Here is a 12,874-nt window from a genome sequence, read left to right as displayed (position 1 = left end):
CGTTCTCAAAACACCGGGTTGTAACGGCCGAGCTCGACCTGTACCGACTTGATTCGAGTGTAGTGTTCGAGCGTCGTGATGCCGTTCTCGCGTCCGACACCGGATTGCTTGTATCCGCCAACCGGCATCTCGGCCGGCGATTCGCCCCACGTGTTGATCCAGCAGATGCCGGCTTCGAGGCGGTGGATCGTGCGGTGCGCGCGCGACAGGTTCTCGGTCACGACACCGGCCGCGAGGCCGTAGTGCGTGTCGTTCGCGCGGGCGATGACTTCGTCCTCCGATGCGAATTCGAGGATGCTCATCACCGGCCCGAAAATCTCCTCGCGGACGATCTTCATGTCGTCGCGGCAGTCACCGAACACGGTCGGCGCGACGTACTGGCCGCTGCCGAAGTGGCCGTCGGTCAGGCGCGTGCCGCCCGCGAGCAGCTTCGCGCCTTCGGCCTTGCCGCTCTCGATGAAGCCGAGCACCTTGTCGAGCTGCGCGGCCGACACGAGCGGGCCGAAGTTGGTGTCGGCATCGGTCGGCTTGCCGACGCGAATGCGCTTCACGCGTTCGAGCACCTTCTGCGTGAATGCGTCCTTGACCGAGCTGTGCACGAACACGCGCGTGCCGTTGGTGCAGACCTGGCCCGAGCTGAAGAAGTTGGCGGTGACCGCGATGTCGGCCGCGCGGTCGAGGTCGGCATCCTCGAACACGATCAGCGGCGACTTGCCGCCGAGCTCCATCGTCACTTCCTTCAGCGATGATGCGCCGGCCAGCGACATCACCTTCTTGCCGGTCTCGACGCCGCCGGTGAACGACACCTTCGCGATGTCCGGATGGCCGGTCAGCAGCGCGCCGACCGAACCGTCGCCCTGCACGACGTTGAACACGCCGGCCGGCACGCCGGCTTCCGTATAGATTTCCGCGAGTTTCAGCGCGGTGAGCGGCGTGACTTCGCTCGGCTTGAACACCATCGCGTTGCCGGCCGCGAGCGCGGGTGCGGTCTTCCAGCAGGCGATCTGGATCGGGTAGTTCCATGCGCCGATGCCCGCGCACACGCCGAGCGGCTCGCGGCGCGTATAGACGAACGACTCGGCGCGCAGCGGCACCTGCAGCCCCTCGATCGCGGTCGCGAGGCCCGCGTAGTACTCGATCACGTCCGCGCCGGTGACGATGTCGACCGCGAGCGTCTCGCCGATCGGCTTGCCGGTGTCGCGCGTCTCGATCGCCGCGAGCGCGTCGTTGCGTTCGCGCAGCAGGTCGACCGCGCGCCGGAGGATGCGCGAGCGCTGCATCGCGGTCATCGCGGCCCATTCGCGCTGGCCTTCCTGCGCCGATGCGACCGCGCGGTCGACGTCGGCCGCGCTCGCCTGCTGCACCTGCGCGAGCAGTTCGCCGGTGGCGGGATCGAAGGTGTCGAAAGTCTTGCCGCTGGTGGCGTCGACGTAACCGCCGCCGATGTAGAGGCGCTGCAAACCGTATACGGACATGAGGATCTCCTTGAGGGCGAGTGCGTGACGCGTCAGTCGGACGCGAGCAGCAGGTCGATGTAATCGTGGGTGAGCTTCAGTGCAGCCCGGGTGTCGATCGGGCCGCCGGCGAGCGCGCCGCGCAGCCACAGGCCGTCGATCAGCGCGGCGAGGCCGCTGGCGGCTTGCCGTGCTTTCGCGCGCGGCAGCGCCTTGGCGAATTCCGCGCACAGGTTCGAATGGAGGCGCCGCGTGTTCACGTGCTGCAGGCGCTTGAGCATTGCGTCGTGCATGCTCTGCGACCAGAACGCGAGCCAGGTCTTCATCACGGGCGTGCTGACCTGCGTGACGTCGAAGTTCGCGGCGGCGATCGCGCGCAGCCGGGAGCGCGGGTCCTTGCGGGCGGCGACGCGGCGGCGCGTGGTGGCCGCCCACAGATCGCGCAGCACGTGCCGCATCGTGGCTTCGAGCAGGCCGTCCTTGTCGCCGAAGTAGTGGCTGACGATACCCGTCGAGATGTTTGCGCGCTGCGCGACCGAGGCGAGCGTCGTGCCGGGCAGGCCGGCCTCGTCGATCGAGCGCAGCGTCGCGTCGATCAACTGCGCGCGACGAATCTCCCGCATTCCGACTTTCGGCATCGCGACTCCTTCGCCCGGACGGGCCGTTCCTGGAAGTCGAGAGCTTAGCGGTTTTTTATTGACCGTTCAATCAATAAAAAAGCAGGGTCGGACGGTAGATGGAAGGACGGAGGAAGCAAGCCGATGATGCCGCCGCGATTGTGCAGGTGCGGAAAAACCAATTGAAAGGTGGTTAAATAATTTGAAGTTTGTTTAAAACGATTTCGGTAAAGAGTTGCGAATGTTTCCGGATTCGATTTATTACTGGTCGAAAGAATGTCGAGCTATGTGAAATTCGCGGAAATCCGGGAATTCGAATGTCTGGCGCTGGGAGCACTATTTTCCGAAAATTCGTTTCAATCGGTCGATTTAAACTTTATATCTATTTGAATTTAAAGGAAATGATTGGGTCGCATGGCTGATTGGGGGCTCGCTCGCAAACGATTGCCGACACGTTTCGATCGATTCTGCATACCATAAAAAATGCCAAAAATATTCGAATCGGGCGTATTTCCAGATGGAGTAGAGGGGATCGTTGGAATGACTTGAGTAAGTAATATTGCCCGTATTAGTATGGCGCCGCACCACAAGGAATGAATCGGCGCCGCGGGTTATTTCCGCGGTGCGTCGGCAATGGGCGCGGCCAACGACCGCGACCGGGCCGGCGCCCGCCATTGCGCACCTGCAGCATGCCGCGACGCCGAGACGCCGCATCCACCGGAGAACGACGATGCCGACCGAAAAACACGTGGTCCCGCTACCGAATGGTCTGAAGGTCTACGTCGAACGGAACGTGTTCGATCCGTCGTTCGACACGACGATGCTCGTCAACGGCGCGCTCGCGACGACCGCCTCGTTCGGGCAGACCGTCCAGTATCTCGGCGAGCGGATGAACACGATCTGCTTCGACCTGCCGTACGCGGGGCAGTCGCGCCAGCACAACCCCGGCTGCTTCATCCTGACCAAGGACGACGAGGCCGCGATCCTCCAGCATCTGGTCGAGCGTTTCGCGCCCGCGTTCCTCGTGTCGGTATCGTGGGGCGGCGTGGCGTCGCTGTTCGCGCTCGCGCGCGGCTGCCCGAGCGTGCGGCGCGCGGCGATCTGCTCGTTCTCGCCGTTCCTGAACGACGCGATGGTCGACTACGTGACGCGCGCCCGCAACCACATCGCGGCCGGCGAGAACCTGAAGGCCGCGCAGCTGCTGAACGATACGGTCGGCCGCTACCTGCCGCGCATCATGAAGCTGTACAACTACCGGTATCTGACGCGCCTGCCGCGCGACGAGCAGGACCAGGTCGCGTTCCACGTCGACCAGATCCTGTCGCTGCAGCCGGAGCGCTACCTGAGCGAGTTCTCGAACATCGGCTGCGAGCTGCTGTTCCTGAACGGCGAGCGCGACGAATACACGACGCCGGCGGACGTTCGCCAGCTGGCTGCGCACGTGCCGCGCGCACGCTTCGCGACGATTCCCGACGCCGGCCATTTCCTCGACATCGAAGGCCGCGCGCAGCGCGAAGCCACACGTGCGGCGCTGCTCGACTTCTTCTGCGACGCGCCGCCCGCTGCCGCGGGCATCGCGCTCGGTGCCGCGCATGCGTGCGTGTCCGCGCAGATGCCGGCGCTGTCGTCATGACGCAGCACGTCGCGCACCGGGCGCACCGGCTACATCCGAATTCTCATCCACACGAGGCAGGCCAGCCGTGAATATCGTTCAGACCATCGCCATCGTCGTTCCGTGGGCCGTCTGGCTCGCCTACTGGATCGCGACGTCGCAGGCCGTGAAGACGACCGTGCGCAAGGAGGCGTCGCGCTCGCGCACGCTGCAGTCGATTCCGCTGATCGTCGGCGGCGCGCTGATCATCCTGCCCGATCCGTCGTGGCAGGCGCTCGTGCCCGACTGGCAGCGCTTCGGCCTGCAGGCGCAATGCGGGCTCGCGGTGCTCGTCGCGGGGCTGCTGTTCTCCGTGTGGGCGCGGCTGCATCTCGGCACGAACTGGAGTGTGTCGGTCACGCTGAAGGAAAACCACGAACTCGTTCGCACCGGCCCGTACGGCCTCGTGCGTCATCCGATCTACACCGGCTGCCTGATCGCGCTGGCGGGCGCCGCGCTGATCGGCGGCGAGTGGCGCGGCGCGCTCGGCGTCGCGCTCGTGTTCGCGTCGCTCGCGTACAAGGTGCGCGTCGAGGAGAGCTGGCTGACCGGCCATTTCGGGCCGGCGTACGCGCAGTACCGCCGCGAGGTCGCGGCGCTGATCCCCGGCTTCTACTGACTCCCGCGAGGCGCGCGATGGCGAAGGTGATCGTGACCGCGATCGGCTCGGCGGGCGACGTGCACCCGCTGCTCGGCGTCGCGCGCGCGCTCGCGACGCGCGGCCACGACGTCGTGTTCTGCACGCATCCGCCGTTCGAGGCGGCCGCGCGCCGCTGCGGCTTCACGTTCGTGCCGGTCGGCACCGCGGCCGAGTACGAGGCCGCGATGGCGAACCCGGCACTGTGGGATCCGCGCACGTCGTTCCGCACGCTGTGGCAGGTGATCGCGCCCGTGCTGCGCCCGCACTACGACGCGCTGCGTGCACTGACCGATCGCGACACCGTGCTGGTCGGCACGCTGTGGGCATTTTCCGCGCGCTTCATGCAGGAGCTGCACGGCACGCCGTACGTGTCGGTGCAGGTGTCGCCGTCGACGCTGCTGTCCGCGCACGTGCCGCCGACGCATCCGCGCCTCACGATCCCCGCGCGCTGGCCGCTGCCGGTGAAGGCGGCGCTGATGACGCTGATCGAGCGGCAGGTGCTCGACCGCGTGTGCGGGCCGGCGCTCAACGCGGTGCGCCGCGACCTCGGGCTCGCGCCCGCGCGGCGCGTGCTCGGCCGCTGGCTGCATTCGACCGACGGCGTGCTGTGCCTGTTTCCCGACTGGTTCGCACCGGCGCAGCGCGACTGGCCGGCCGGTCTTCTGCAAAGCGGCTTTCCGCTGTTCAACGACATTGCGACGCCCGACGACGATCGCGCGCTCGACGCGTTTCTCGCGGCCGGTGAGCGGCCCGTCGTGTTCACGGCCGGGTCGACGCGGGTGGATCACGCCGCGTATGCGCGCGCGGTCGCGGACGCGCTGCATGCCACCGGCGCGCGCGGCATCCTGCTGAGCCCGCACGATGCGGCACCGGACGGCGACCGGCTGCTGGTGCGCCGCTTCGTGCCGATGCGCACGCTGCTGCCGCGTTGCCGCGCGCTCGTGCATCACGGCGGGATCGGCACGGCGGCGCTCGCGTTCGAAGCCGGGATCCCGCAGGTCGTGACGCCGTTCGCGCACGACCAGTTCGACAATGCGCAGCGCGTCGCGGCGAGCGGCGCCGGCGTGCGCATCGACGGCCCCGTCGACGGCGCGCGTCTCGGTGCGGCGCTCGCGCGCGTGCTGGATGAGCCCGAATTCGCGGTGCATGCGGAACGCACGCGTGCGCTGATCGATGCGGCGCCGGACGGCTGCGAGCGCGCCGCCGATTTCATCGAGCGCTTCGCACCGAACCACGGACGCGCGCGGGTGCAGGCCTACCTCGCGACGGCGGGCGCATGAGCACCGCAGCGCCGCTTCAGGACGCGCCCGCCGCCGTCGATGCACGCGAACCCGCACCCGCCGCACCGCCGGTGCGCGGCGCGCGGCTCGCGCTGCTGACGTTCGCGCTGTCGCTCGCCACCTTCATCGAAGTGCTCGACTCGACCGTGACGAACGTCGCGGTGCCGGCGATCTCCGGCAGTCTCGGCGTCTCGAACAGCCAGGGCACGTGGGTGATCAGCTCGTATTCGGTCGCGGCCGCGATCGCGGTGCCGCTGACCGGCTGGCTCGCGCGGCGCGTCGGCGAGCTGCGGCTGTTCGTCGGCGCGGTGCTGCTGTTCACGCTGACGTCGCTGCTGTGCGGGCTCGCGCGCGACCTGCACGTGCTGGTGGTCTGCCGCGCGCTGCAGGGGCTGTGCTCGGGGCCGATGGTGCCGCTGTCGCAGACGATCCTGCTGCGCACGTTCCCGCCGGACAAGCGCACCGTCGCACTCGCGCTGTGGGCGATGACGGTGCTGCTCGCGCCGATCTTCGGGCCGGTGGTCGGCGGCTGGATCGTCGACAGCTTCTCGTGGCCGTGGATCTTCCTGATCAATTTGCCGATCGGGCTGTTCTCGTTCGCCGTCTGCACCGCGATGCTGCGCCCCGACGCGCAGCGCGGCGCGGCCGGCCCGATCGACGTGCCGGGCATCGTGCTGCTCGTGATCGGCGTCGGTTCGCTGCAGGCGATGCTCGATCTCGGCCACGACAAGGGCTGGTTCGATTCGCCGCTGATCGTCACCCTCGCGGTGGTCGCGGGGCTCGCGATCGTGTCGCTGCTGATCTGGGAGGCGGGCGACGCGCATCCGGTCGTCGACCTGAGCCTGTTTCGCGACCGCACGTTCTCGTTCTGCGTGCTGATCATCTCGCTCGGGATGATGAGCTTCTCGGTGGTGGGCGTCGTGTTCCCGCTGTGGATGCAGGCGGTGATGGGCTACAACGCGTTCCATGCGGGGCTCGCCACCGCGTCGCTCGGCGTGCTCGCGCTGGTGTTCTCGATTCTCGTCGGCCTGCACGCCCATCGCTTCGACGCGCGTGTGCTTGCGACGTTCGGATTCCTGATATTTTCGGCCGTGCTCGCATGGGACGCGCATTTCACGCTGAAGATGACGTTCGCGCAGATCGCCGCGCCGGGGTTGATCCAGGGGATCGGGCTGCCGTGTTTCTTCATTCCGCTGACGGCCGCGACGCTGTCGCGCATCCCGGACGACCGGCTCGCGGCCGCGTCGAGCCTGTCGAACTTCCTGCGCACGCTGTCCGCCGCATTCGGCACCGCGATGAGCGTGACGCTGTGGGACAACCGCGCGACCTATCACTACGACGTCGTGTCGCAATCGGTCACGCACGCGTCGGCGAACACGCAGCGCTTCGTGCACACGCTGAACGCGATGGGCGTGGACGGCGTGCGCGAGCTATCCACGCTGCATCAGGTCGTGATGCAGCAGGCGTACATGATGGCGACGGGCGACATGTTCTGGATGGCGAGCATGACCTGCCTCGTGCTCGCCGCGATGATGTGGCTGACGCGGCCGAAGCGCGGCGCGGCCGCTTCGTTCGGACATTGAGGAGAGCGGCATGACGACACTCGGCGCACTCGTGATCCTGTATCACCCGACCGAAGCGCAGCTCGCGGCGCTCGGCGCGTGGCGGCATGCATGCGACGCGCTGCTGGTGGTCGACAACACGCCGCAGCCCGATGCGCGCGCTCGCGAGGTGTGCGCGCGCGGCGGCATCGCGCTGCTGCATCACGGCAATCGCGGCGGAATCGCGGGCGCCTACAACGCCGGGCTCGCGGCGCTGTTTCGCGACGACGTAGACGCGGTCGCGCTGTTCGACCAGGATTCATCGGTGCCGGCCGGTTACTTCGCGACGATGCGCGACGCCTGCACGGGGCTCGCGGGGCGCGCGTTCCTGGCCGGCCCGCGCATCTTCGACGAGAACGCGCGCAGCTTCCTGCCCGAACTCGCGACGGACGGGATCGCGTTGCGCCGGCTGCGTCTCGCGCCCGACGCGCCGCCGCAGCGCTGCGCGTTCCTGATCTCGTCGGGCTGCGTCGTGTCGCGCGCCGCGTTCGACGTGCTCGGCCGCTTCGACGAGACGCTGTTCATCGATCACGTCGATACCGAGTACAGCTTCCGCGCGCTCGCGCGCAACGTGCCGCTCTACGTCGTGCCGTCGCTGGTGCTGCCGCACCGGATCGGCGCGAAGCAGCGGCACGCGTTCGGCCCTTTCGAAATGACGTCGATGAATCACTCGTGGCAACGGCGCTACTACAGCGCACGCAATGCGGTGCAGCTCGGGATGCAGTACGGGTTGCGCTTTCCGGTGGCGATCGTGCCGAACCTGCTGACCGTGTGGCAGGTCGTGCAGATCGCGCTCGTCGAGCGCGACAAGCGCGCCAAGCTCGCAGGCATCGCGTTCGGCATCGCCGACGGCCTGTTCGGGCGGCTCGGTCCGCTCGAGCGCACGCGGCCGCGTCTCGCCGCACGCGCGCGGCGCGTCCAGCAGGGGTGAGGGCGGCGATGGAACGCATCATGAAAGCGGCGCGAGCGGCCCGGCCGGCGCGGCGCGGGCAGGGCGGCTGCGCGATCGTCGCGGCCGCCGCGCTGCTGGCGCTGGGCGGCTGCGTGCCGTCGGGGTTCCTGCCGTCGCTGTCGCTGCGCGCACCGGTCGGCGACGCGCTTGCTCGCACCGCGGGGCCCGGCGCGGATGGCGCATGGCCTGCGCCCGACTGGGTGAAGCAGCTGCAGGATCCGCAGCTCGACGCGCTGGTCGCAGAGGCTTCGCAGAACAATCCGGATCTGCAGGTCGCGCAGGCGCGGCTGCGGATCGCGCAGTCGCAGCTTCAGCAGTTCGATTCGCTGACGGGCTTGACGGGCACGGCCGGCGCGACGGTCAGCCGCGCGCGGATGCCGAAGCCGGGCGACATCGCCGACGTGACGGCGGGCGGTTATCGCGTGCCGGTCGAGATCTTCGGCGATCCGGTCGTGTCGCCGTCGTCGGTGTTCGTCGGGCTGAACTACCAGCTCGACCTGTGGGGCAAGAACCGCGCGGCGACCAAGAGCCTGATGTCGCTGCGCGACGCGGCCGGTGTCGAGGCCGAGCAGGTGCGGCTCACGCTCGCGGTCGCGATCGTCACCGTGTATTGCCAGCTCGACCAGGCGTACGCGGTGCGCGACTTGCTGCAGCAGAAGCTGAAGATCAGCCAGCGCGTGACGGCCGTGCTGCGCGAGCGCACCGCGCGCGGCCTCGACAATGCGTACGACGCGAGCGACGCGTCGATCAAGCGCAGCCGTCTGCTCGAACAGATCGCGCTGAACGACGAGCAGATCAAGCTCGCGCAATTGCAGCTCGGCGTGCTGTCCGGCCGTGGGCCGGAGCGCGGGCTCGCGTTGCAGCGGCCGCGCGTCGGCGCGTTCCCCGGCGGCGCGCTGCCCGCGCGGCTGCCGGCCGATCTGCTCGGCCGCCGGCCCGACATCGTCGCCGCGCGGCTGCGCGTCGAAGCCGCGTTCGCGAATGCCGATTCGACGCGCGCGCAGTTCTATCCGGACGTGAACCTCGTCGCGCTCGGCGGCGTGTTCGCGCTGACGCCCGCGTCGCTGTTCTCGCGTGATTCGCTCGCCGGCTCCGTCGGCCCGGCGATCTCGCTGCCGGTGTTCGATCGCGGCCGGCTGAAGGCGAAGCTCGGCGCGGACGTCGCGCAGGCCGATGTCGCGATCGGGCTGTACAACAAGACCGTCGACGACGCGCTCGGGCAGGTCGCGCAAATCGTCACGTCGCTGCAGACCGCGCAGACGCTCGTCGTGCAGCAGCAGGATGCCGTCGCCGCCGCGCAGAAGATCGTGCAGATCGCGGCCGACCGCCATCGGCGCGGCGTGCTGATGCAGAAGGATGTCGATGTCGCGGACCTTACGCTGATCGACGAGCGCGCGCAGCTGATCGCGCTGCTCGGGCGGCAGCGGACGCTGCGCGTCGGGCTGGTCGGCGCGCTCGGCGGCGGGTTCGATGCGAGCGCAACGACTGCGGGTGCGGCGATGCCCGCAGCGCGTACCGCGCAAGGCGCGCGGACGAAACGCGGCGCGACGGCGAATGCCGCTGCCCGCGGCAACGCGGCGGACACCAGTGCGCAAGTGCGGCGCGCGGCCCCCACCGTCGCCGCCGACACGCGCGCGTCCGCGCTCCCCCTGTTCCAGCATGACCGCCTGATCGTTACGCAAAGCGACTGATGCACCACGACAACCTTCATACCGCCGCGCAGCCGGCCGCCCTGGACGCCCCGGCACTCGACGCACGCCGCGCGACGCGCCGCAAGCGCTTCATGCTGTTCTTCGCGGTCGTGATGCTCGCTGCGCTCGTCTGGATCGCGTTCTGGCTGCTACGCGACCGCTATTACGAGGACACCGACGACGCGTACGTCGCCGGCAGCATCGTGCAGGTCGCCGCACAGATCCCGGGCGCCGTGACCGACGTGCTGGTCGCCGATACGCAGGCCGTGCGCGCCGGGCAGACGCTCGTGCGGCTCGACGACACGGAAGCGTCCGTCGCGTTCGCGCAGGCGAAGGCGCAGCTCGCGCAGGCCGTGCGGCAGGTCGCGAACGCGAAGATCTCGAACACGATGTACGTGGCAGCCGTGAACGCGCGCCAGGCCGACCTGTCGCTCGCGCAGCGCGCGCTTGCCGCGCGTTCGGGCGCGTCGGTCGAGATCGTCGCGCCGGAGGAGCTGGCGCGCGCCCGCGCGGCGGTCGCCGGCGCCCAGGCGAACCTCGCGGCCGCGCAGGCGCAGCTCGACGCCGCGCGCGCGCTCGGCAGCAAGCTGCCGTTCGACGAGAACCCGGCCGTCGTGCAGGCGGCCGCGCAGTTCAAGCTCGCGTACCGGAACCTGAAGCGCACGACGATCGTCGCGCCGGTCGACGGCACGATCGGCCAGCGTTCGGTGCAGGCCGGCCAGCAGGTCGGGCCCGGCGTGCCGCTGATGTCGATCGTGCAGCTGAACCGGCTGTGGATCGAGGCGAATTTCAAGGAAGGGCAGATCCGTCACATGCGCGTCGGCCAGCCGGTCGACGTGGTGTCGGACCTGTACGGGTCGCGCGTCGTCTATCGCGGCCGCGTGCAGGGCTTCTCGGCCGGCACCGGCAGCGCGTTCTCGATGCTGCCGTCGCAGAACGCGGCCGGCAACTGGATCAAGGTCGTGCAGCGCGTGCCGGTCGTGATCGCGCTCGATCCGCGCGATCTGGCCGCGCATCCGCTGCGGGTCGGGCTGTCGATGCGCGTGACGGTCGATACGCGCAACCGCGACGGCCATGCGCTCGACAGCGAGCCGCCGACGCCGGCCGTCAGCACGCGCATGCACGACGGCGTCGCGAGCGACGCGGAAGCGGCTGCTGCCGCGATCGTCCGCGAGAATCAGGGCGGGTGACAGGCGGCGGGCCGGGGCGGGTGGCCGGCGCACCCGACCAACGCACGGATTGGCGGGTCGTTCGCGACGATCGGCGGCTCCGGCGGCCTCGCGGCCCGCATCCCCTGCAGCCCCCAGCCCGGCATCCCAGCCTTCCCCCCAACCCCCGCCCCGCACCCCTTTTCCGGCCCGACTTTCGCATTTCCGCCACCGATGTCGGCACCGATCAAACGCGTGTCGCGTTTGAGACATCGACGCCCCCACCTCCGGGACTACTCTCGAACAGCACGTTGCGTAGCACCGCATCTGCCGGCGCACAGCAGCGCCATCCAACGAGACATGGAGACAATACGATGAGTAGCAATCGAGGTGTCGTCTATCTTGGGCCGGGCAAGGTCGAAGTTCAGAAGATCGATTATCCGAAGATGGTCGATCCGACCGGCCGCGCGATCGGCCACGGCGTGATCCTGAAAGTGGTGAGCACGAACATCTGCGGTTCCGACCAGCACATGGTGCGCGGCCGCACGACCGCGCCGGTCGGCCTCGTGCTCGGTCACGAGATCACGGGCGAAGTGGTCGAGGTGGGCCGCGACGTCGAGACGCTGAAGCTCGGCGATCTCGTGTCGGTGCCGTTCAACGTCGCGTGCGGCCGCTGCGCGATGTGCAAGGACACGCATACGGGCGTGTGCCTGAACGTGAACCCGTCGCGAGCCGGCGGCGCATACGGCTACGTCGACATGGGCGGCTGGATCGGCGGCCAGGCCGAGTATGTGCTCGTGCCGTACGCCGACTTCAACCTGCTGAAATTCCCGGATCGCGACCAGGCGATGGCGAAGATCCGCGACCTGACCTGCCTGTCCGACATTCTGCCGACCGGTTATCACGGCGCGGTGAGCGCGGGCGTGAAGCCGGGCTCGACGGTCTACATCGCGGGCGCGGGCCCGGTCGGGATGGCGGCGGCCGCATCGGCGCGCCTGCTCGGCGCGGCGGTCACGATTGTCGGCGACATGAACGAGGAACGCCTCGCGCACGCGCGGGCGATGGGCTTCGAGACGGTTGACCTGTCGAAGGACGCGTCGCTCGGCGAGCAGATCGAGCAGATCCTCGGCGTGCCGGAGATCGACTGCGCGGTCGACTGCGTCGGCTTCGAGGCGCACGGCCACGGTTCGTCGGGCCATTCCGAGGAAGCGCCCGCGACGGTGCTGAACTCGCTGATGGAAATCACGCGTCCTGCCGGCGCGATCGGCATTCCGGGCCTGTACGTGACGGACGATCCGGGCGCGAAGGACAAGGCCGCGCAGCACGGCAGCCTGAGCATCCGCTTCGGCCTCGGCTGGGCGAAGTCGCATTCGTTCTTCACGGGCCAGACGCCGGTGCTGAAGTACAACCGCAACCTGATGCAGGCCATCCTGTTCGATCGTCTGCCGATCGCGAAGATCGTCAACGTCGAGGTGATCTCGCTCGATCAGGCACCGGAAGGCTACAAGAAGTTCGACGGCGGCGCGCCGCGCAAATTCGTGATCGATCCGCACGGCTTGCTGGCGGCCTGACGCACGAACGCGCGGAACATGAAGCGGGCGGCACCGGAAACGGTGCCGCCCGTTTTCGCTATGGGCGGGCGCTGCCGGCGCAGGCTAACCCCGATCGCCGCAGCCCGCGATTGCTGCGAAATAGCATGCGGCACGAGTACGATTGCCGCGACCAACCGGCTGCCGAACGCCGACACGAACGGCCGGACGCTCGCCGGCTCGCGCTTCGAGTCGTCTGCGGCGATTCCGTACGACAGCATCGCGGCCGCGATCGCGCCGAATTCCGGCGC

General features: G+C 68.8%; 10 protein-coding genes. 8 read left to right on the top strand and 2 right to left on the bottom strand.

The window, feature by feature from the left end:
- Positions 1–5 precede the first annotated feature (5 nt).
- Positions 6–1,475: a betaine-aldehyde dehydrogenase gene (gene betB, locus U4Y91_RS32105; protein ID WP_321808425.1), complete on the bottom strand. Its 1,470-nt coding sequence runs from the start codon at positions 1,473–1,475 to the stop codon at positions 6–8.
- A gap of 32 nt (positions 1,476–1,507) precedes the next feature.
- Positions 1,508–2,092: a transcriptional regulator BetI gene (betI, locus tag U4Y91_RS32100; protein ID WP_321808424.1), complete on the bottom strand. Its 585-nt coding sequence runs from the start codon at positions 2,090–2,092 to the stop codon at positions 1,508–1,510.
- 709 nt (positions 2,093–2,801) lie between these two features.
- Between betI and U4Y91_RS32095 the strand changes: the two genes are divergently transcribed.
- From U4Y91_RS32095 to fdhA, 8 genes are all read left to right on the top strand, one after another.
- Positions 2,802–3,704, top strand: a complete 903-nt coding sequence (locus U4Y91_RS32095; RefSeq protein ID WP_321808423.1) for an alpha/beta hydrolase — start codon at positions 2,802–2,804, stop codon at positions 3,702–3,704.
- A 67-nt stretch (positions 3,705–3,771) separates the two neighbouring features.
- The gene (locus tag U4Y91_RS32090; protein WP_321808422.1) at positions 3,772–4,341 is read left to right on the top strand and encodes an isoprenylcysteine carboxylmethyltransferase family protein; all 570 of its coding nucleotides are present in this window, start codon (positions 3,772–3,774) and stop codon (positions 4,339–4,341) included.
- A 17-nt stretch (positions 4,342–4,358) separates the two neighbouring features.
- Positions 4,359–5,642, top strand: coding sequence for a glycosyltransferase (locus U4Y91_RS32085; RefSeq protein ID WP_321808421.1), 1,284 nt, complete (start codon positions 4,359–4,361; stop codon positions 5,640–5,642).
- Entirely contained in the window at positions 5,639–7,225 is a 1,587-nt protein-coding gene (locus tag U4Y91_RS32080) for a DHA2 family efflux MFS transporter permease subunit (RefSeq protein ID WP_321808420.1), read from the top strand. Before U4Y91_RS32085 ends, U4Y91_RS32080 begins: the two co-directional genes overlap by 4 nt.
- A 10-nt stretch (positions 7,226–7,235) precedes the next feature.
- Positions 7,236–8,174 carry a glycosyltransferase family 2 protein gene (locus U4Y91_RS32075; protein ID WP_321808419.1) on the top strand — a complete coding sequence of 313 codons (939 nt, stop codon included), beginning with the start codon at positions 7,236–7,238 and terminating at the stop codon, positions 8,172–8,174.
- Positions 8,175–8,182: 8 nt separating this feature from the next.
- Positions 8,183–9,886: an efflux transporter outer membrane subunit gene (locus U4Y91_RS32070; protein WP_415750519.1), complete on the top strand. Its 1,704-nt coding sequence runs from the start codon at positions 8,183–8,185 to the stop codon at positions 9,884–9,886.
- Positions 9,886–11,076 carry an HlyD family efflux transporter periplasmic adaptor subunit gene (locus U4Y91_RS32065; protein ID WP_321808417.1) on the top strand — a complete coding sequence of 397 codons (1,191 nt, stop codon included), beginning with the start codon at positions 9,886–9,888 and terminating at the stop codon, positions 11,074–11,076. The genes U4Y91_RS32070 and U4Y91_RS32065 overlap by 1 nt, the downstream gene beginning before the upstream one ends.
- A 332-nt stretch (positions 11,077–11,408) precedes the next feature.
- Positions 11,409–12,605, top strand: a complete 1,197-nt coding sequence (gene fdhA / locus U4Y91_RS32060; RefSeq protein ID WP_006755768.1) for a formaldehyde dehydrogenase, glutathione-independent — start codon at positions 11,409–11,411, stop codon at positions 12,603–12,605.
- The last annotated feature ends 269 nt before the right edge of the window (positions 12,606–12,874 follow it).

This window comes from Burkholderia sp. BCC1993 (genome assembly GCF_905339865.1).
Lineage (GTDB): Bacteria > Pseudomonadota > Gammaproteobacteria > Burkholderiales > Burkholderiaceae > Burkholderia.
This window is presented reverse-complemented; position numbering and strand designations above follow the sequence as displayed.

What these genes read in the sequence shown, in the direction of transcription:
- U4Y91_RS32065 (WP_321808417.1), top strand. Translation starts at nt 9,886, where the DNA reads ATGCACCACGACAACCTTCATACCGCCGCGCAGCCGGCCGCCCTGGAC.
- betI (WP_321808424.1), bottom strand. Translation starts at nt 2,092, where the DNA reads ATGCCGAAAGTCGGAATGCGGGAGATTCGTCGCGCGCAGTTGATCGAC.
- U4Y91_RS32070 (WP_415750519.1), top strand. Translation starts at nt 8,183, where the DNA reads ATGGAACGCATCATGAAAGCGGCGCGAGCGGCCCGGCCGGCGCGGCGC.
- U4Y91_RS32085 (WP_321808421.1), top strand. Translation starts at nt 4,359, where the DNA reads ATGGCGAAGGTGATCGTGACCGCGATCGGCTCGGCGGGCGACGTGCAC.
- U4Y91_RS32080 (WP_321808420.1), top strand. Translation starts at nt 5,639, where the DNA reads ATGAGCACCGCAGCGCCGCTTCAGGACGCGCCCGCCGCCGTCGATGCA.
- U4Y91_RS32095 (WP_321808423.1), top strand. Translation starts at nt 2,802, where the DNA reads ATGCCGACCGAAAAACACGTGGTCCCGCTACCGAATGGTCTGAAGGTC.
- betB (WP_321808425.1), bottom strand. Translation starts at nt 1,475, where the DNA reads ATGTCCGTATACGGTTTGCAGCGCCTCTACATCGGCGGCGGTTACGTC.
- fdhA (WP_006755768.1), top strand. Translation starts at nt 11,409, where the DNA reads ATGAGTAGCAATCGAGGTGTCGTCTATCTTGGGCCGGGCAAGGTCGAA.
- U4Y91_RS32075 (WP_321808419.1), top strand. Translation starts at nt 7,236, where the DNA reads ATGACGACACTCGGCGCACTCGTGATCCTGTATCACCCGACCGAAGCG.